Annotated in this window: 19 protein-coding genes, 1 tRNA gene and 1 other RNA gene; 10 read left to right on the top strand and 11 right to left on the bottom strand. The window is 67.0% G+C overall.

The window, feature by feature from the left end:
- Positions 1-81 precede the first annotated feature (81 nt).
- Entirely contained in the window at positions 82-1233 is a 1152-nt protein-coding gene (locus tag NV2_RS06775) for an LLM class flavin-dependent oxidoreductase (RefSeq protein ID WP_067870655.1), read from the top strand.
- A 12-nt stretch (positions 1234-1245) separates the two neighbouring features.
- Here NV2_RS06775 and NV2_RS06770 read toward each other — a convergent pair whose 3' ends face one another.
- Both NV2_RS06770 and NV2_RS06765 read right to left on the bottom strand, forming a co-directional pair.
- Entirely contained in the window at positions 1246-2565 is a 1320-nt protein-coding gene (locus tag NV2_RS06770) for a carotenoid oxygenase family protein (protein ID WP_067870654.1), read from the bottom strand.
- Between the two features lie 19 nt (positions 2566-2584).
- Positions 2585-3157 (bottom strand): hypothetical protein, encoded by a 573-nt coding sequence (locus NV2_RS06765; protein ID WP_067870653.1) that lies wholly within the window; start codon positions 3155-3157, stop codon positions 2585-2587.
- Positions 3158-3270: 113 nt separating this feature from the next.
- Between NV2_RS06765 and NV2_RS06760 the strand changes: the two genes are divergently transcribed.
- Positions 3271-3855 carry a PadR family transcriptional regulator gene (locus NV2_RS06760; RefSeq protein ID WP_067870652.1) on the top strand — a complete coding sequence of 195 codons (585 nt, stop codon included), beginning with the start codon at positions 3271-3273 and terminating at the stop codon, positions 3853-3855.
- Here NV2_RS06760 and NV2_RS06755 read toward each other — a convergent pair.
- Positions 3818-4396 carry an HhH-GPD-type base excision DNA repair protein gene (locus NV2_RS06755; protein ID WP_084474029.1) on the bottom strand — a complete coding sequence of 193 codons (579 nt, stop codon included), beginning with the start codon at positions 4394-4396 and terminating at the stop codon, positions 3818-3820. The genes NV2_RS06760 and NV2_RS06755 overlap by 38 nt on opposite strands.
- Before the next feature lie 140 nt (positions 4397-4536).
- Between NV2_RS06755 and NV2_RS06750 the strand changes: the two genes are divergently transcribed.
- On the top strand, positions 4537-5361 hold the full coding sequence (locus NV2_RS06750; RefSeq protein ID WP_067870650.1) for a methyltransferase domain-containing protein: 825 nt from the start codon (positions 4537-4539) through the stop codon (positions 5359-5361).
- A 50-nt stretch (positions 5362-5411) separates the two neighbouring features.
- Here NV2_RS06750 and NV2_RS06745 read toward each other — a convergent pair whose 3' ends face one another.
- Together NV2_RS06745 and ffs are read right to left on the bottom strand one after the other, a co-directional pair.
- Complete coding sequence (locus NV2_RS06745) at positions 5412-6698, bottom strand: aspartate aminotransferase type Ic (protein WP_067870648.1); 1287 nt, start codon at positions 6696-6698, stop codon at positions 5412-5414.
- Between the two features lie 119 nt (positions 6699-6817).
- Positions 6818-6912: signal recognition particle sRNA small type (ffs, locus tag NV2_RS06740), an RNA gene on the bottom strand.
- A gap of 176 nt (positions 6913-7088) precedes the next feature.
- Between ffs and NV2_RS06735 the strand changes: the two genes are divergently transcribed.
- Complete coding sequence (locus tag NV2_RS06735; RefSeq protein WP_067870646.1) at positions 7089-8096, top strand: hypothetical protein; 1008 nt, start codon at positions 7089-7091, stop codon at positions 8094-8096.
- A 44-nt stretch (positions 8097-8140) separates the two neighbouring features.
- Positions 8141-8225 (top strand) — tRNA-Ser (locus tag NV2_RS06730).
- Between the two features lie 60 nt (positions 8226-8285).
- On the opposite strand, the gene NV2_RS06725 is transcribed toward NV2_RS06730, so the two are convergent.
- A complete protein-coding gene (locus NV2_RS06725; RefSeq protein WP_067870709.1) occupies positions 8286-8771 on the bottom strand; it encodes a carboxymuconolactone decarboxylase family protein in 486 nt (161 codons plus the stop codon).
- Between the two features lie 150 nt (positions 8772-8921).
- On the opposite strand from NV2_RS06725, the gene NV2_RS06720 reads away from it, so the two are divergent.
- Entirely contained in the window at positions 8922-9812 is an 891-nt protein-coding gene (locus tag NV2_RS06720) for an RNA polymerase sigma-70 factor (protein ID WP_210749036.1), read from the top strand.
- 34 nt (positions 9813-9846) lie between these two features.
- Here NV2_RS06720 and NV2_RS06715 read toward each other — a convergent pair whose 3' ends face one another.
- Positions 9847-10641, bottom strand: coding sequence for an SDR family oxidoreductase (locus NV2_RS06715; protein ID WP_210749035.1), 795 nt, complete (start codon positions 10639-10641; stop codon positions 9847-9849).
- Between the two features lie 231 nt (positions 10642-10872).
- Here NV2_RS06715 and NV2_RS06710 point away from each other — a divergent pair, with 231 nt between their 5' ends.
- The gene (locus tag NV2_RS06710) at positions 10873-11592 is read left to right on the top strand and encodes a MerR family transcriptional regulator (protein ID WP_067870642.1); all 720 of its coding nucleotides are present in this window, start codon (positions 10873-10875) and stop codon (positions 11590-11592) included.
- A gap of 40 nt (positions 11593-11632) precedes the next feature.
- A complete protein-coding gene (locus tag NV2_RS06705; protein WP_157102769.1) occupies positions 11633-11965 on the top strand; it encodes a hypothetical protein in 333 nt (110 codons plus the stop codon).
- 62 nt (positions 11966-12027) lie between these two features.
- Here NV2_RS06705 and helR read toward each other — a convergent pair whose 3' ends face one another.
- The 3 genes from helR to NV2_RS06690 form a co-directional block, all read right to left on the bottom strand.
- The gene (gene helR, locus NV2_RS06700) at positions 12028-14223 is read right to left on the bottom strand and encodes an RNA polymerase recycling motor ATPase HelR (protein ID WP_067870638.1); all 2196 of its coding nucleotides are present in this window, start codon (positions 14221-14223) and stop codon (positions 12028-12030) included.
- 108 nt (positions 14224-14331) lie between these two features.
- Positions 14332-15927 (bottom strand): WS/DGAT domain-containing protein, encoded by a 1596-nt coding sequence (locus NV2_RS06695; RefSeq protein WP_157102768.1) that lies wholly within the window; start codon positions 15925-15927, stop codon positions 14332-14334.
- Between the two features lie 129 nt (positions 15928-16056).
- On the bottom strand, positions 16057-16275 hold the full coding sequence (locus NV2_RS06690) for a DUF397 domain-containing protein (RefSeq protein ID WP_067870634.1): 219 nt from the start codon (positions 16273-16275) through the stop codon (positions 16057-16059).
- Positions 16276-16665: 390 nt separating this feature from the next.
- Here NV2_RS06690 and NV2_RS06685 point away from each other — a divergent pair, with 390 nt between their 5' ends.
- Together NV2_RS06685 and gluQRS are read left to right on the top strand one after the other, a co-directional pair.
- On the top strand, positions 16666-17145 hold the full coding sequence (locus NV2_RS06685) for a DUF309 domain-containing protein (RefSeq protein WP_067870632.1): 480 nt from the start codon (positions 16666-16668) through the stop codon (positions 17143-17145).
- Complete coding sequence (gluQRS, locus tag NV2_RS06680; RefSeq protein ID WP_067870630.1) at positions 17142-18062, top strand: tRNA glutamyl-Q(34) synthetase GluQRS; 921 nt, start codon at positions 17142-17144, stop codon at positions 18060-18062. The genes NV2_RS06685 and gluQRS overlap by 4 nt, the downstream gene beginning before the upstream one ends.
- A 9-nt stretch (positions 18063-18071) precedes the next feature.
- Here gluQRS and NV2_RS06675 read toward each other — a convergent pair whose 3' ends face one another.
- Entirely contained in the window at positions 18072-18671 is a 600-nt protein-coding gene (locus NV2_RS06675; protein ID WP_067870627.1) for a DUF4190 domain-containing protein, read from the bottom strand.
- Between the last annotated feature and the right edge of the window lie 12 nt (positions 18672-18683).

Genomic DNA, 18683 nt, shown 5'->3' with positions numbered 1-18683 from the left:
AACCAGCGCGATTCGAAACAATAAGAACCACGGCGAGCAGAACCGGTGACATCCGGAACGCGACCGGGAAAAATCCGCGAAATGAGCTTGTCTTTTCACTGGTTCCTGCCCACCTATGGTGATTCACGGAATCTGGTCGCAGGCGGTCACGGCACCTCGATGACCGGCGACCGTCCGGCGACGTTGCGCTATCTGAACCAGATCGCCGGCGCCGCCGAGGAGAACGGCTTCGAAGGGGTGCTGACGCCGACGGGCGCCTGGTGCGAGGACGCCTGGCTCACCACCGCCATGCTGGTGGAGACCACGGAATTCCTGAAGTTCCTGGTCGCCTTCCGGCCCGGCGTGGTGAGCCCGACCCTGGCCGCGCAGATGGCCGGAACGTTCCAGCGTCATTCGCGGGGACGACTACTGCTGAACGTGGTGACCGGCGGTGAACCCCACGAACAGCAGGCCTACGGTGATTTCCTGAACAAGGAAGAGCGGTACGAGCGCACCGGCGAATTCCTGCACATCGTACGCGAGCTCTGGAATTCCCCGGATCCGGTCACCTTCGAGGGCAAGCATCTCCAGGTCCGCAACGCACTGTTGAACAACCGGCCCGACCCGCTGCCGCCGGTGTTCTTCGGCGGCTCCTCGGCCGCGGCCGGCCCGGTGGCCGCCGGATATGCCGATACCTACCTGACCTGGGGTGAGCCGCTCTTGGCGGTGCGCAGGAAGCTGGAGTGGATCCGCGCGCTCGCCGTCGATCAGGGCCGCACGCTCGATTACGGGCTGCGCATTCACGTAATCTCCCGCGATACCTCCGAGCAGGCCTGGGCCGAGGCGGATCGCCTACTCGCGGCAGTGGATCCGGCGGATGTGCAACGGGTGCAGGCGAATCTGGCCCAGAGCGAATCCGAGGGCCAGCGCCGGATGCTGGAACTGCACGGCGGCAACACCGATCGGCTGGAGATCGCACCGAACCTGTGGGCCGGCGTCGGGCTGGTACGCGGCGGCGCCGGCACGGCATTGGTCGGGTCACACGAAGAGGTCGCCGAACGACTGATCGAGTATTCACGGCTGGGCATCAGCCAGTTCATTCTCTCCGGGTACCCGCACGTCGAGGAGGCGTACTGGTTCGGCGAGGGGGTCCTGCCCATCCTGCAGCGCAAGGGCCTGTGGCAGCCGCGTGCGGATCGCGAGACACACGTAGCGGCTACGCCTTTCGCGACCGCCGCGGCCGCCAGCAGCTGACCTCTCAGCGTCTCAGTCCGGGATCCAGCTGCCGTGGAATCCGGCCGGCACCCGCCGCGGCAGCCGGACCGACGCGGTGCGGGACAGATCGGTGGCATCGAGCACCAGCAGTTCGGAACCCTGCCCGCCGCGATCGGACACGATCGTCAACAGCCAGCCCTCGTCCTCGGCGCGCGCGCCGGTCGCGGGCACGAAGGACGCCTCACCGGGCGCGAAGTCCGGGCCCAGCTCGCACACGGTCGATTGACCTCGCACCACATCGTATTTGACGATCTCGGAATCTCCGGCCGCATAGAGGTAGCGGTTCGGCAGCCCGGTCCGGGTTTCGTCGTGCGTCGGGAATTCGACGTCCCGGTCGTCGCAGCACGTCTCGGTGACCCGGCCGGAATCGAGATCCAGTACCCACCGATACAGCAGGGCCGCACCCGAATCCGTACCGGATCCGTCGGCCGCTCCCCCGATACCCGACCAGAGAGCGGCGAAATGCTCCGGCGCATAACGCACCGCGTCGAGCACGATGCGACCGCGTTCGTCCTCGTAGGCGTTGCCGACATGGAAGACGTAGCAGGGATCGATATCGAACCAGCGCACCGGGCCGCCGGCGCGCGGCATCACTCCCAGCCGGGCGGGGTACCGGTCACTCCAGCGAAACGGCATGTTGTCGACCAGTTTCGGATCGAACACCATCGGCAGATCGAGCCAGACGACGTGGTTCCCGGTGATCGCGAAATCGTGCATCATCGTCGGCCCACCGACCTCGACCTCGCGGCTCTCCACCAACTCACCCGCTGCCGACAGCCGGTGATAGGTGAGGTACGGGGGCACGAAACCGTAACCGAAGAACAGCAATTCGCCGGTGTGCGGGTCCTGCTTGGGATGCGCGGTCATCGCGGTGTCGAGGCGGCCGCCGAAATCACAACTGCCGACCGTCGACAGCTCCGGAGTCAGGACGTAGGGGAAGCCGCTCTCCACCAGTGCCATGATGCGATCAGCATGCCTGATGACGTGTGTATTGGCGCCGACCGCCGCGCGATCGAAGGTGCCGTCGGACCGGACGAAGGGCGCTTGTTCGGTGAACCGGCTGGTACGCACCCATCGATTGCGGTACCACTCGGCGCGACCGTCCCGAAGCCGTATCCCGTGCACCATGCCGTCTCCGACGAACCAGTGCCCGGTGGATCGGCCGGGAGCGGGGTTCGGGCCGTTGCGGAAGTAGCGTCCGGCGAGTTCGACGGGCAAGGCCCCCTCGACCGGTAAGTCGTGCGCATCGATCTCGTCGGGCACCGGAGCCAGGAGCCCGTCGAGCCACGGTGTCGCCGTTGATTGGGTCATGATGTGCCTTTCCGTGGGGTCACAGGGAGGGTTCGAGTGCGACCGCCCGGCGCTGCGCGAGCGCGGAGTAGCGGGCGGTGAAAATCGCGGCGGCGGCCAGGAAACCGACCTTGCAGACGATCAGCACTGGCAGCGCGTGCGGTGCGTAGTGCTGGACGACGGCAAGGGTGAGCGCCTCCAGGGTGAAGCAGACCGCCCAGACCAGCGTGATCGTCATATTGAACTGCAGAAACTGCGACGTGCCGGTAATCGGCTCCGCGACCTGCCGGCGCGCGATCCCGAGGGTGAAGGGCCGGCGCACCACCAGGCCGGCCCACGCCACGAGGGCCAGCCAGCCCATCGACAGCGAGGTGCCGTAGTCGAGAATCGGCGATCCAGGCAACGCGACCGCGAAGACGGCGAATGCGGCCATGAAGACCGCGGTGGACAGTTCGAGGATCAGTTCATCCATCCGGCGACCGGCCCGCCGGTCCACGACGATCAGTGCGACGGCGGTGGCCAGGCCGGCCAGCGCACCGGCACGGTTGTCGAATCCACTGCCCACCGCGAGCACGATCCACGGCAGGAAGGTGCGGGCGTAGTACTTCAGCATCCGGCGTCTCCGATCGGCTACCTCGACATGTCTGTAGTGACATATCGAAATTAGAATGTCAGTTCAGACATGTCAATACTGAAATGTCAGAACAGACAGGTAACATCCGAACTATGAGTTTGCGCCACGCCGTCCTGGGACTACTCGCCGATCAGGGTGCGGCGAGCGGCTACGACCTGCTGAAAAGATTCGAAGGTTCACTCGCCAACATCTGGCCGGCCACGCAGAGTCAGCTCTATGGCGAACTCGGCAAACTCACCACCGACGGACTGATCGAGATCTCCGCCGAGGGAGCGCGTGGCCGCAAGGAGTACGAGATCACCGAATCCGGCCGCACGGAGCTGCGGCACTGGATGACCGAGGTGCTACCGGTCCCCGTCAAGCGCGACGAAACCATGCTGCGGGTGTTCCTGCTCGGCACCATCGAGCCCGAACAGCGTCGCCGATTCCTGACCGACGCCGCCACACGACTGCGCACCCGGCTGGCCGAACTCGAGGACCTCGAACGCCGTATCGACTGGAACGACGACGATCTATCCACCTACGGACATCTGGTGCTGGACTGGGGGCAGCGGTTCATGGCGATGCGGGCCGATTGGTTCACCGACGTCGCCGAACATATCGACCGTCCCGCCGCGGCGGCGCCTACTGGTTCGGCACCTACTTCGCCTTCGCCTGGGCCTTCATCTGCTTCTTGAACGCCCGCACCTCGAGCAGCGAATCACCGTCGACGATATCGGCGGCCGAACGGCGCGAATCCGGCTCCGAGTAAGCGCCGGCCGCCTTCTCCCAGCCCGCCGGGCGCACGCCCAGCTGCTTTCCGAGCATGGCGAGGAAGATCCGCGCCTTCTGATCGCCGTACCCGGGCAACGCCTTCAGCCGACGCAACACCTCTTTACCGTCCGGGTCGTCCCGGGTCCAGATCTCGGAGGTCTTCCCGTCGTAGTGTTCGACGACGTATCGCGCCAGGTCCTGGGTGCGCCGGGCCATCGAGCGGCCGTAGCGATGAATCGCCGGCGGCGTCGCGGCCAGCTCCTCGAACTCGTCCGGATCGGCCTCGGCGATCTTGTGGATGTCGAACCCGTCCATCCGTTCGGCAAGTTTGCGAGGGCCACGGAATGCGTGTTCGAGTGGGAACTGCTGATCGAGCAACATTCCGGTCAGCAGGGCGAAATCGTCCTCCGACAGGAGCTTGTCCGCCTCGGGCTCCTGCGCAAGGCACAGTTTGCGGCTCACCATGTATCGATCATGGCAGACGCCCGGCAATCCGCCCAGTGAGCGCGGTGACGGGACTCACATGTCTACCCACCCGTAGTTTTTCTGCGCGCGTATGGTGGTCTGCCATGCCCGACACTTTGGCAACACCCACGGTGGTAGATATGGCGCCCACACACAGCGCAGGTTCCCCGGGGTTGCGTCCGGACCGGTTCGATCGCGCCGGCCGCGACCAGCTCATCGACATCCACGATCTGCAGGCGGCTCTGCCCGGCATCCGCGGGCTACGCCACTGGGCGCACGACGCCCTGGCGGCCGCGCCCGGAGAAAGCGCCGTCGACATCGGCTCCGGTACCGGTTCGGAGGTGTTCATCTTCGCTGACGCGGTCGGTCCGACCGGTGAAGCCGTGGGCGTCGAACCGGACCCGAGTCTGCTCGCCTCCGCGCAGCGGCATGCCGAGCGGCGCAATTCCGCGGCGCGATTCGTCTCCGGTGACGCCTACGGCCTGCCGTTGGGGGCCGGATCCTTCGATGTCGCCCTGTGCGAACGGGTTTTCCAGCATCTGACCGCACCCGCCCGCGCCGCCGCCGAAATCGCGCGGGTGCTGAAGCCGGGCGGACGCGTGGTGGTGATGGACAGCGACTGGGGCACGGCCATCGTGCATCCCGGCGAGCGCGGCGTGGTGCGCGAGGTGATCGAAACGCTCGTCACCAACACCACCAATCCGTTCTCCGGCCGCCGGCTGCCGGGGGCGCTCACCCAGGCCGGGCTGGTCGTCGACGATATCGGCTCCCATGCGCTGGTCCAGGATGCGAGCGCGGGGGCCGGGGCGCTGGTGGCCCGCATCTCCGCGATGGCGGTGGCACGCCGCGCGATCACCGAGGAACAGCGGCAGCAATTGCTTGACGAACTCGAGGCCGGTGCGCGCAGCGGAGATATCCACCTGTCGGTGACGATGTTCGCGGTACTCGCGCACAAACCGCAGTAGAAAGCATTCGGGGCCCCTCGCCGAGGGGCCCCGAACACTGCTGTCTCAGCTCAGTTCTGCAGCAGTTTCTCGGTCGCCGCCAGCAGCACGCACGTTGCCAGACCGTCCATCGCCTGCTCCAGATCCTGCTGCGACGGGAAGCTCGGCGCGATGCGAATGTTCTTGTCTTCCGGGTCCTTCTTGTACGGGAAGGCCGAACCCGCCGGCGTCAGCGCGATACCCGCCTCCTTCGCCAGCGCCACCACGCGACCGGCCGTACCCTCCAGCACATCCAGGCTGATGAAGTAGCCGCCCTTGGGTTCGGTCCAGGAAGCGACCTTCGACGCACCCAGGCGGTCTTCCAGAATCCGTAGCACCAGCTTGAATTTCGGCTCCAGCAGCGCCCGGTGCGCCTGCATGTGCCGCCGCACCCCTTCCGCGTCACCGAAGAAGCGCAGATGCCGCAACTGGTTGACCTTGTCCGGGCCGATGCTCTTCTTCCCGGCGTACTTCAGATACCAGTCGAGATTGGCGGTGGAGGAACCGAAGAAACTGACACCGCTACCGGCGAAAGTGATCTTCGAAGTGGACGCGAAGACGAAGGGGCGGTTGGGGTTTCCGGCCGCGGCCGCCAGACCGAGTACATCCACCACCGGCGCCGCGGTCTCGGTCAGTGGATGCACCGCATAGGCGTTGTCCCAGAACAGCCGGAAGTCCGGTGCCGCAGCCGGCATCGAAACCAGTTCGCGCACTACCGCTTCGGAGAAGACCACACCTGTGGGGTTGGAGTAGTTCGGCACCGCCCACAGGCCCTTGATCTGCGGGTCCGCCGCAACCAGTTCGGCGATCGCGTGCACGTCCGGGCCGTCGTTGCCGATGGCGATCGGAATCATTTCCACGCCCAGCGATTCGGTGATCGCGAAATGCCGGTCGTAGCCGGGACTCGGGCACAGGAACTTGATCGGCTCGTCGGCCCAGCGCCGCTGGGAGTCGACCGTGCCGTGCAGCATCGCGAAAACGATGGTGTCGTGCATGATCTCGAGGCTGGCGTTGTTACCGGCCAGCAGATTCTCCACCGGAATCCCCAGCAGCTCACCGAAGATGGCGCGCAGCTCGGGCAGGCCGTGCAGACCGCCGTAATTGCGGCAGTCGGTACCGCTGCCGTCGCGGTAGTCGTCGGGACCGGGCAGGGCGAGCAGGCCGGCGGAGAGATCGAGTTGTTCCGGCGACGGCTTACCTCTGGTCAGATCCAGCGTGAGCTTCTCGGTCTGGAGCTTCGCGTAGTTCGCGGTCTGCGTCTCGTGTTCCGATACGAGTTCCGCATGGCTCATCAAACCGATCTGCGTTTGCCGGGGCATCCTGAGCAGCCTTTCAAGCAGCGAGGTACAGGTTGACGGATCGCACGCTCGCGGCGGCGGTCCAGCCGACCACGTTACCCGTCGAATGCACCCAGTGGCAGGTGAGTTTCCCCCGAAATATAGGAGGACCCCGCGCACCCGGCAGAGCCCATTGACCCTTGCTGCCTTCCGGCCCTGGGGGAGTTCACAGGATGCGCGCCGCGCGGGATCCGTCGGCCAGTGTAGTCATATCCGCGCCGAAGCGGGAATCCGGGCGGGCCCACGCCGGTCGGACCCGGTCTGCGCACCGACGACGCCCAGCTCACCCCCCGCGACGGTCCGCGCTCGAGTAGATACGATCACCAGCGACATTTTTCGAGGGGGCCTTCCGCGCCAGGACCGGAGGAAATAGTGACAGGCAGCAACCCACCCAACGGTGGTTCCGAACATCAGGGGCCGGGGAATCCGCCCAACGAGACCGTGCACTGGTGGTCCACCGCACCGCAGGTCCCCGAGCAACCGCTCACCGGCACCGATCCCACCGTGATGGGCGGGCAACCCGGCCCGGTGACAGGCACCGATCCGACAGTCCTGGGTGCCGGATTCGACGCCTACCACCACGGGATGCAGCAACAGCAGCCCTACGGACAGCAGCAGCAGTACGGGCAGCAACAGCCCTACGGTGGTCAGCCACCGTCGCAGCCGTCATATCCCCAGCAGCAGTTCCCACCGCCCTACGGCCAACAGCCGCCGTATCCGCCGCCGCCCGGTAAGAAGAGCAACACCGGGTTGATCGTTGCCGGTGTGGTCGGACTGGTGGTCGTGATCGGCGCGGTGGTCAGCGTGATCGCGCTCACCGGCGGTGACAGTGGTGGTGATACGAAGAAGAAGGACAACGGCGTCGACGGCAACTACTCGATGGAGCATGTGACCAACGCCTGCAACCTGATCGATCCCACGGTCCTGCAGCAGTGGGCACCGAATGTCGACGGCGTGCCCGAACACACCGAGCGCGCCCCCGGCAAGAGCATCGGCGGCGGCAGCCTCACCTGCCGGGCCAGCTACGACGGCGCCGGCAAATACGGCACCGACGGCTCCGACATCGACCTCGACGTCGACTTCAAGAGCAAGTACGGCGACCCGCGCTACCAGAGCTGGAAGCAGAGCGACACCCAGACCACCGGCACCGGACGCACCTCCGGACCCATTCCCGGGATCGGCACCGAGGCCTACTACGCGATCAACCAGCGCGACTACTCGAGCTTCACCACCCTGGACTACACCTGCGCCGCGATCGACTCCAACGTCTCGGTCAAGGTGGAACTCGACATCCAGGCCGAAGGCTCGATCAACACCGACACCGTGGCCACCACCTGCAAGAACCAGCTTCAGAAAGCCCTGTCCGGCCTGAAGAAGTAGCCCCATTTGCTGTTGTGGGGGGTGTACCCGGTATATTGCTCTGCGGAGGATTCGCCTAGTGGCCTATGGCGCTCGCCTGGAACGCGGGTTGGGTTAACGCCCTCAGGGGTTCAAATCCCCTATCCTCCGCTCGCGGAAATGCCCGCTACCTCGAGAGGTAGCGGGCATTTCCTTGTCGTACCGCCGATGTCAGTTGATCACCTGGGCGGCCATCCCTGCCTGATATGCCCCACCCGGACTGCGAGTGATCACGCCCATCCGGTTGGCGGCATTGGTCAGGGCGATCAGGATCACCAGGGCGGCGGTCTGGTCCTCGTCGTAGTGTTCGCGGACCCGCGCCCAGGTCTCGTCCGAGACGCCGTGGTTCGCGTCACCGAGGCGGGTGCCCTCCTCGGCCAGGGCCAAGGCGGCGCGTTCGGGCTCGGTGAAGACCGTGGTTTCGCGCCAAACCGCGACCAGGTGCAGGCGCACCTCGGATTCACCGGCGGCGACCGCCTCCTTGGTGTGCATATCGACGCACATGCCACAGCCGTTGATCTGGCTGGTACGCAGAGATACCAGCTCGCGGGTCATCGGGGACAGCCCGCCCTGGTAGAGGAGGGCGGCGGCGCCGGCGAAACGCTTGGTGAACTTGGCGCCGAGTTCGTTCGTGTTCAAATCCATGCGGGGGCTCATGGTGGACCGTCCTTGTTCGTCGAGAGTGGGATGCCCATACGACGCCGGCACCCCCTCCCCTGTGACAGTGATCCAGATCACGGAAGATCGATGTCACAGACTGCGGGCGCCGAGCATCTCTTGGTGACACCCGACCGACAGGAGCCAGCCATGAGCGAGCGCATCGACGCCGCGACCGAAACGTTCGTGGACCATCGCAACCTGCTGTTCACTGTCGCCTACGAAATGCTCGGCTCGGCGGCAGACGCGGAGGACGTGCTGCAGGAGACGTGGATGAAATGGGTGGGCGTCGACCTCGACGGGATCCGGGACCGGCGGGCGTATCTGGTCCGGATCACCACCCGCCAGGCGCTGAGCCGATTGCGCACCCTCGGTCGCCGTAAGGAGTCCTATATCGGCCCGTGGCTGCCCGAACCGTTGCTCACCTCACCCGATGTGGCCGAGGACATCGAGTTGGCCGACAGCGTGTCGACCGCGATGCTGCTGGTTCTGGAAACCCTCACCCCCACCGAGCGTGCGGTGTTCGTCCTGCGCGAGGTATTCGACCTCGACTACGCGGAGATCGCCCACGCCATCGACAAGGCACCCGCTGCCGTGCGCCAAATCGCCCATCGCGCCCGGTCTCACGTGGCAGCACGGCGTCCCCGTGAGGTGGTGAGCGCCGAGGAGAGCAGCCGCGCCATCGAGGCCTTCCGGAATGCGGTCGAAACCGGGGACCTGCAACAGTTCGTCGACATGCTGGCGCCCGATGTGGTCCTGCTCGGCGATGGCGGCGGGGTGGTCCAAGCGGTTCCACGCCCGGTTACCGGCGCGCACCGCGTCGCCCGCATTCTGCGCACCGGTCTGCCTCGCATGCGGGCGGAGACTTCACTCGAAACGGCCCAGATCAACGGCAGTCCGGCGCTGATCTTCCGCATCGGCGGCGAAATCGACAACGTCCTGACCGTTCGCATCGACAACGGGCTGATCACCGGCCTCTACGTGGTGCGTAATCCGGCGAAACTCCGCCGCGTCCACCAGCAGACCACCGTCAGCCGCTGACGCGGGCAGAAGCGGGAAGGAGCGGGGCCGCCGGTCAGGTCCAGTGCATATCCCGGAGCAGGGTGGCCTCCGACCCTCCGTCGGCGAAGATGATCTGACCGGTGACGAAGTGGTTGTGTGCCCCGGAGAGCCAGCAGATCAGTTCGGCAACCCATTCGGGACGGCCGGGAAAACCGCCGAACGGTTGTGGCGCAACAGCTTCGACCGAGTTTCGGATGTTCTCGTCGGCGAGAATATAGGCGGCCGCGGGTGTGTCGACCACGCCCGGGGCAACAACGTTGAGGGCGATGCCCGCACCCGCCCACTCCGCAGTGGTGGCAACCTGCCGCACCCAGCGGTTCAGCGCGCGCTTGGCCAAACCGTAGCCACCCGCCTCACCGCCCGCACTGGGGTCGGCCGCAAGGTAGGCGACCGCGGTGGGCTCATCGCCGTCGAGGCATGCCTGCACGATGCGGTCGTCTGCGGGCGACAGCGACGAGGTGGACGAGACGGCTACCGCGCGCGGAGCGGGGCTGTTCGCCAGCAACGGGCGCAGGCCCTGCAAGGTCGCGATCGCACCGAAGTAGTTCGTTTCCAACAGACCGGTTCTGCCGCCGCCCGCTACCGCCAGTACCGCATCGATCGCTCCGTATTCCCGCACCTGGGCGACCAGCGAGCGGCGGCCGTCCGGGGTGGAGAGATCGGCCTGAATATCGGCGCCGGCATCGAGATCGCAGCCGATCACCGTGGCGTCGCGGGCACGCAGTAGCGCCGCGGTCGCCGCACCGATACCGGATTCCGAACCGGTGACCACATAGGTTCGTCCTGCGTAACCCTCGTCCAGCGCCATCGCTCCCTCTCTGCCGTAGGCCGAGACGTGACGGCCGCGGCGTCTCGGGATCACCACCTTACGGATTCGTCACCGCCTGTCGCGGGAATCCTCTGTAGCCGAGCAGAAATCGCCGCCGCCCGAGAAGTCGGAGCAGCGGCCGCGGTCGGGCGCCGCCCCGAGAACTTGACCATGCCGTTACGGCACACCCCAAACTGGGTTGGAAGGCAACGAGAGTGAGGAACGGACGCCATGGCGTGGAGTACTCGAGAGCTCGCGGAGCTGGCCGGCACCAGCGTGCGGACGGTGCGGCACTATCACGAGGTCGGGCTGCTCGAGGAACCCGAACGCAGCTCCAACGGTTACAAGCACTACGGCGTGGCGCATCTGCTGCGGTTGCTGCACATCAAACGCCTCACCGAGCTGGGGTTCTCGTTGTCGCAGATCGCCGCGATGGGCGACGATGGCGCGCATCCGGAACAGGCGGTGCGCGCTCTGGACGCGGAGCTGGCGGCGACCATCGAACGGCTGCAACGCGCGCGCCGGGAGATCGCCGTGATCCTGCGGCATTCCGCTCCCACCGATCTCCCGGTCGATCTGGCTCGGTCGACGGCCGACCTTCCGGACGCCGATCGCGCTTTCGTCACCGTCGCGAGCAAAGCCCTCGATCCGCCGGTATTCGAGGCCTACGAACAGATCCGTCAGAGGTTCGGCGAGATCCCCGTAGCGCACGACTTGGCCGAGCTGCCTGCCGACGCCGACGAAACCACCCGGCGCGAACTGGCCGAGCGACTGTTCCCCGCGATCGCCGCGGCCTGGGCCGAGCACCCCCAACTCTCCGGCCATCGGATCGCGCCGAGCACAGTGCGGCGCGCCGCCCAGGCATTCGAGGTGGCGATCGACGAGCTGTACAACCCGGCGCAGGCCGACGTGTTCAGGCGAGTGCAGGACATGTTCCGCGCCACGCCGTGACGTGCAGAAGGTGTCGGCGGCCCGGTATATGATCGAACACATGTTCGAGCACTGGCCGGAAGAAGGAAAGGGGGCGCTGCATCGGGTGGTTGTGCCCCCGGTGCCGGTGCTGGTCGATGTGAGCGCGGCATTGCCGACACATCCGCGCACGGAAGCACCCGAGGACGGCGCCCGGGTGCGCGCCGGGGGCCTGGAGGTCACCGGGCGCATCCCCGGACGGCTGCACGCCTGGGCGCGGGCCGCGGACGGCACCTGGCTCGGTTTGGTGGAGTTCGAGTTGACCACAGGGAATCGGCGCAGCCGATTGCCGGTGACCCAATGGTGCCCGGCACATGCGCTGATCATGCGCGGAGGTTGCGGGCCGCCGGAGTAGGCGGCCCGCAACCTCGCTGCGCGAGACCATATTTCGCACGAGCGAGCGGTCCGACAGCGCCGTTACCGCGCTCCGGCGGCCACGGGGGCAACTGCCGCCTGCCACTGGTCGAGCCCCGTCAAAGCCTTCGGCAGTGCCCCGGTATGCAGTACCCCCAGGCGCTGGGTGGCACGGGTCAGCGCCACGTAGAGTTCCGCCGCACCGCTGGGACCGGCGAGAATTCGGTCCGGCTCCACCACCAGAACCGCATCGAATTCCAGGCCCTTCGTTTCCGAAGCCGGAACCGTTCCGGGGACACCCGGCGGACCGATGACGACGCTGGTGCCCTCGCGAATGGCCTCGGTGTCAACGAATTCTGCTATGGCAGCTGCCAATTCGCCGTTCTCCAGGCGTCGTTCCCAGGGGGACACACCGCAGGAACGGACCGATTCGGGTGGCTGCACGTCGGGGGCGAAGTCGGCGAGCAGGGCGGCCGCGACCGCCATGATCTCCGCAGGTGTCCGGTAGTTCACCGTCAGCGCCCGGTAGAGCCAGCGTCCCGGAACATAAGGTTCCAGCATCGCGCCCCAGGTCCGCGCCCCCGCGGCAGAGCGACGCTGGGCGAGATCGCCGACAATGGTGAACGAACGGGCCGGGCAGCGGCGCATCAGCACGCGCCAATCCATTTCCGACAGCTCCTGCGCCTCGTCGACCACGATGTGGCGGTAGGTCCATTCCCGGTCGGCCGCAGCACGTTCGGCGAGATCACGAGTGTCGCGTTCGGCGAAACGGTCGGCCAGGTCCTCGGCCTCGAGCAGGTCGGTGGCGTAGAGGTGGTCCTCGTCGTCCATCGAATCCTCGCGGCCGGTCATCAGATCCAGCACTCCGGCGGCGTAGCGGGCCTCGGCGTCGCGCTCACGCTGAGCGGAGTCGTCGGTGGGTGCGGCGGAGCCCAACAGTTCGACCAGCTCGTCGAGCAGCGGCACATCCGACACTGTCCAGGCGTCCCCCTGCTCGCGCCACAACGCCGGATCGGCGCCGACGACCCGCAGCCGTTCCGGCGACGAATACAGCGACGACAGCAGGCCTTCCGGTGTGAGAACCGGCCACAGCTGGTCGAGGGCCGCGGTGAACTGCTCGTTGTCGCCCAGTTCGGCGGTCAGATCCGAGCGCATGTCCTCCCACGCCTCGCGGTTGTCCCGGGTCAGCCAGCCCTTGCCGATGCGGGCAATCGCGCGTTCGGTGAGGACATAGGTGATGATTTCGCGGAATACCGCCCGTGCCTCGTTGTGCGGTCGGCCGCTGTCGCGGGCCTCCTGCCTCGCCCATTCCGCGGTCGCGGCGTCGATGCGGGCGGTCACGTCGGCGAGCTCGACGGTCAGCGGGTGCTCCGGTAGCCGCTGCCGGTCGGCGATCGCGGCCGCCAGCACCTCGAGTATCGCGCGCGAACCCTTCAGCCGCGCGGCCGCCGCGGTGTCGTCACCGCTGACGTGCAGGCCGGGTAGTAGCTCACCGGTGGTCGTGAACACCACATTGGTCTCCCCCAGCGACGGCAGCACTCGGCCGATGTGCCGCAGGAACGCCGAATTCGGACCGACCACCAGCACACCCTCGCGCTCCATCTGCTTGCGCTGGGTGTAGAGCAGGTAGGCGACCCGATGCAGCGCCACGACCGTTTTCCCGGTACCGGGGCCACCCTCGATGACGACCACGCCGGAGTGCTCGAGGCGAATGATCTCGTCCTGTTCGGCCTGGATCGTCGCGACGATGTCGCGCATACCGGCACCACGCGGGGCGTTCACGGCAGCCAGCAGTGCCGCATCGCCGCGTTCGTGGGCGCCGGGGCGGCCGAACACCTCGTCGGTGAAATCGGTGACCCGCCTGCCGCGCGAATGAAATTGGCGTCGCCGCCGCATCTGCTCCGGGTTGGCGGCGGTCGCGGTGTAGAACGCACGTGCGGCGGGCGCACGCCAGTCCACCAGCACCGGCTCGGCATCGGTGCCGGCATCGAACAGACCGATTCGCCCGATATAGGACCGCTCCCCCGCGAGGGTGTCCAGGCGTCCGAAGCACAGACCGTTGTCCGCGACATCCAGCCGCTTCACTTCCCGGTCGTGCGCGCGCACCTCGGCATCACGTTCCACCAACGCCGCCTCACCCCGCAACGCCCTGCGGTACGCATCCTTCGCCCGCATCCGCTCGGCATCGAGCCGCTCGTAGAGCCCCGCGACGTAGTTACGCTCAGCCTGTAACTCGCCTTCGTATCCCTGATCCGACATGTGCCCCATTTCCGCAGGTAATCGACGTAGGCGGGCTATTGTGCGGCATCACCCCGGCCTTGCCGCAAGGCCCCCTGTACGGGATATAATGAGTACGGGAAGGGGGGCTCACTCGACAGCGGCGAGGCATTCCACCACCTCACGTACCGCAGCCTCCAGCAACTCCACGTACTCGTCCACGTCCGGCATCACCTGGGGATCACTGTGGACCGACAGCGTGAGCGTGTTTCCGAGACCGTGCAGGCCGTGGGTCAGGTGCATGACCGAACCCAGAGCCGGAAAGCCTGCGGTGAAGCGGACCCGTCCACCCAGCACCGACAGGTCGGCGGGACCCCGGTGCACGCTGGAGACGACGGTGTGGCCGGAGAGCGTCTCGGGCACCAGGTCCAGGGGGTAGCCGGCCACGTCGCGGCGCAGGACGGGAGCGGGGACGACGTCGTTGACGCGGTCGCGTGCCTGCTGCAGCGGGTGGGTGGCGCGGCGGCGGCGCTCGGCGAGGGTGGCGGCGATCCGGTCGGCGCGCAACCGCAGGTCCGGCTCTGCCACGCCGAGGTCGATACCGAGATCACGGTAATTGTTTCGCCGCACTGTCTTTCGATCGACCGGTAGCGCCATCGAGACCTGCGCACCCAGGTGGTCGCGGCGATCGCCGCGGGCGGCCAGGTAGCGGCTCAGCGCCAGCGATATCGCGGTGAGTGCGACGACCGTGACCGTATGGCCGGGTGCGCGCAGGTCGGCTCCGACGAGCATCCGTACGGCTCGTTCCTCGGGAGCGGGCGGCTGATTCAACCGCGTCGGCGCGAAACCGGGTGCCGGGGGCGGTATTTCACCCGCCTCGGTCAGCCTGTTCAGCTCGCGCTCGGCCCGCGCGGCCGCCAGCCCGCGGCGGACGGTGCAGCCCAGGCGCCACGGAAACGAGAACAGAGCCGTGGCCTCGACCGCTGCGCGTCCCAGCCGGCTCGTTCCCGGTGCGCAACTTTCGCGCCCATGCACTCGTCGCTCGAACAGTGCAGCGCCACGGCGCATCTCAGCGAGGTCCGACTGCCCGGCGACACGTTGTGCTCCCGGAGTCGGCACCGCGGTATCGGGAGTCGTCCGACCGGCCCGGTCGGTGGCCGGCTCCCCCAGCCCGGTCAACAGTTCTCGGGCGATCGCGGCGGCCCGCCGACCGTCCGCCAATGCGTGCGAAATCTGCAGGACGGCAACGAGGGCCGGGGTATCACCCGTTCCGGGTGTGGCGGCTGCCGGTCCGGAACCAGCCGGTGCGTCCCGGATTTCGCGGAACAGGTGCAGCCGCCAGGCGTAGCGTTCGGCCGGAACTCCGGTCCCGAGTAGCCGGGCCAGCGAATTCTCCACATTCGTCCACAGCGGCTCGTCCAGGTCGTGCACCACCACCTGGGACGGCTCGACCTCGCACGGTTCCCAGGACGGATACGCGAAACGATGCTCGCGGATGCGGAGCCGCAGGTCTGCGATGCCCGCGCTGCGGGCGATCACCGCATCACGCACGACCCGGTCCGGGTATCCGGTGTCGTCGAAGCAATAGAGCAGAAACAGATCGTTGCCGCCGCGGCGCGACAGCCAGAATCTGGTGGCGTCCTGCGGAGCCAGCGCGGCCCGATGCCCGGTCAGCGCAGCCGACACCCCGGCCCGTACGGCCATCCGCCCGGTCGGTACCGCCACCCGCCTGGTCGGTGCATTCACCCGCCCGACGATATCCACACCCGTCCCCAGGATCCGAATCCGAGGCTCACCGATCGCGTCGAGCGCCGGCCCCTGACACAACACGGGCCCCGAGTCGCACGACTCGGGGCCACAACCGTTCGCTGTGAGTCAGGCGGGGGCGAGCTTTCCGGCCCGCACACCGGTGACGAACGCATCCCACTCACCCGGGGTGAATGCCAGTGCCGGCCCGACACCGCGGTCCTTGGTATCGCGAACCCCGACATTGCCGTCACGCAGAAAAGCTACCTCGACGCAGTTTCCGTCGGGCCCGCTGTATTTACTCTTGCGCCACACCGCACCGGACCAATCGACCTTCACCTCAGCCATCTCCTCTACCATCGTCGATAACGAGAATATCCTGCTCAACTCATCGGGGAACTCGGATTCCGAACGGTTCCCGGCCCCATAATGCACCCTGGTCACGACACGTGAACGACTCGTTCTACCGACCACTCGAAGAAGTTCACACCGGCATGGCGTGCCCTCCGGGGGATCCCCGGGAGAGCACCCTAGCAGCACCTTCATTCACTGCAAACAAGTTTGCACTTTCAACTGCATGAATGAACCGCGAATAATTTCCATATACGAATAGCGAAGAAATTGCCAAATGAACGGAGAATGATCCGGCAAACAGACGGTACGGTTGAATTCAGTGCAATCGCGGACGGGGCGCACACCCGGTAAACCGGCAGGTTGCCGGAGAGAGATCATGGAGCAGTGGTGGAACGAGATCGAGATGATGCCGGAAACGCCCGAAATGCCCGCCCTCGCGATCGCCTCGGACGGCCTCTACCCCCGGGTAGCGCGGGCGTCGCACGCATTCCGGACGATCTCGACCTCCCACCCGACGAAACCCTGGATTACGCCCAGCGCCTACTCGACCAGGGTCTGGCCTTCTACGCGCACGAAGTCCTCGAGGCCGCGTGGAAGAACGGGCCGTTCGCGGAAAGGATGCTGTGGCAGGGGCTGGCACAGTATGCGGTCGGCCTGACGCACATCCAGCGCGGCAACCCGAAGGGTGCTCGCACCTTGCTCGAGCGCGCGGTCGGCCGGTTGGAGGCGGAGTCCCCCGGGTCCCCAGCGCCGTACGGTATCGACACGGCCGGACTGATCGCGCACGCGCGGACGCTGCTGATCCGGTTGGATACCGACGCCGAGATCGACGAGGTCACCTTGTTCCCCAGGTTGCGCGGATGATCCCGCACACGGCCGGAGCGGGCCGCTTCGCTCCCAGCCCGTCCGGAGATCTACACCTGGGCAATTTGCGTACCGCCCTGCTGGCGTGGCTGTTCGCCCGCACCACCGCGCGCAACTTCCGGATCAGGGTCGAGGATCTGGACCGGGTCCGCGAGGGCGCCGCCGACCGCCAGCTCGCGGATCTGGCCGCCATCGGCCTGGACTGGGACGGCAAGGTGGTCTACCAGTCCGCACGCACCGAGTACTACGCGGCCGCGATCGACCAGCTCACCGCTGCCGGAGCGACCTACGAGTGTTATTGCACGCGTAGGGAAATTCAGAAGGCCGTCACCGCCCCACACGGACCGATGGGCGCCTATCCCGGCACCTGCCGCAACCTCACCACTGCACAGCGGGCAGCCAAACGCGAGGAAGGGCGCCCCGCGGCACTGCGGCTGCGGGCGGAAACCAACGAATTCGAGATCACCGACGCGATCCACGGCCGTTACCGCGGACTCGTCGACGACTTCGTCCTCCGCCGCGGAGACGGCACCGCCGCCTACAACCTCGCGGTGGTTGTCGACGACGCCGCGCAGGGATTCGATCAGATCGTGCGCGGCGACGATCTGCTGCCGTCCACCCCGCGCCAGGCGTATCTGGCGACCGTACTCGGGCTGGCGGTGCCCACGTACGCCCATGTCCCCCTGGTGCTCAACACCGACGGAGCGCGGCTGGCCAAGCGCGACGGCGCGGTGACCCTGCGCGACCGGACCGCTCTCGGCGAATCACCGCGGCAGGTCTTCGCTCTGCTGGCGGCGTCACTGGGCTATCAGGGAGAAAGGCCGCGCGCACTGTTGGCGCAGTTCACCCCCGCGACCGTGCCGCGCGCACCGTGGATTCTGGACCCCGCGCATCTGGACCCGGTGCGCCGCGGCTGATTCGTTCGGCTAGGTACTGGACACCGCGATGTTGACGACCACCCACACGATGGTGAGCACGATCCCGGCCGCGCCGATCCAGATACCGGCGAGAGCCATCCCGCGGCCCTGACCACCACGCTCCTTGATCTGATTCAGGGCGATCACACCCAGCACGATGCCGACGATGGAACCGAGGCAGGTGCACAGACCCAGGATCGAGGCGATCAGCGATCCGATCGCCATACCGTTGTTGCCCTGCTGCTGCGGCTGCGCGTACCCGTAGGGCTGATAGGGCGAGGCGCCGGGGTAACCGTAAGCCGGTTGACCGTAAGGCTGTTGGCCGTAGGGCTGCTGGCCTTGCTGGCCGTAGGGCTGCTGCCCCTGCTGCGGATAGCTGGGGTAGCTCGGATACGACGACGGAGGCGGCTGCTGATGCGGCCCGGACTGCGCGTTCGGCGGCGGAGGCGGCATCGGCTGCTGGGGATTCTGGGGCTGCGAGGGGTTCTGAGGCTGCGACGGGGGCGGGTTCGCCGGCGGCGGCACCGACGGGTGGTCACCCGATTCGGAGGAGACACCTTCGCCGCCGTACTGCTTCCACCATTCGTCGGAATCGCCGGGATTCGTCATCGGTCCAGCCTA

This window comes from Nocardia vermiculata NBRC 100427 (assembly GCF_001613265.1).
GTDB classification, from domain to species: domain Bacteria; phylum Actinomycetota; class Actinomycetes; order Mycobacteriales; family Mycobacteriaceae; genus Nocardia; species Nocardia vermiculata.
This window is presented reverse-complemented; position numbering and strand designations above follow the sequence as displayed.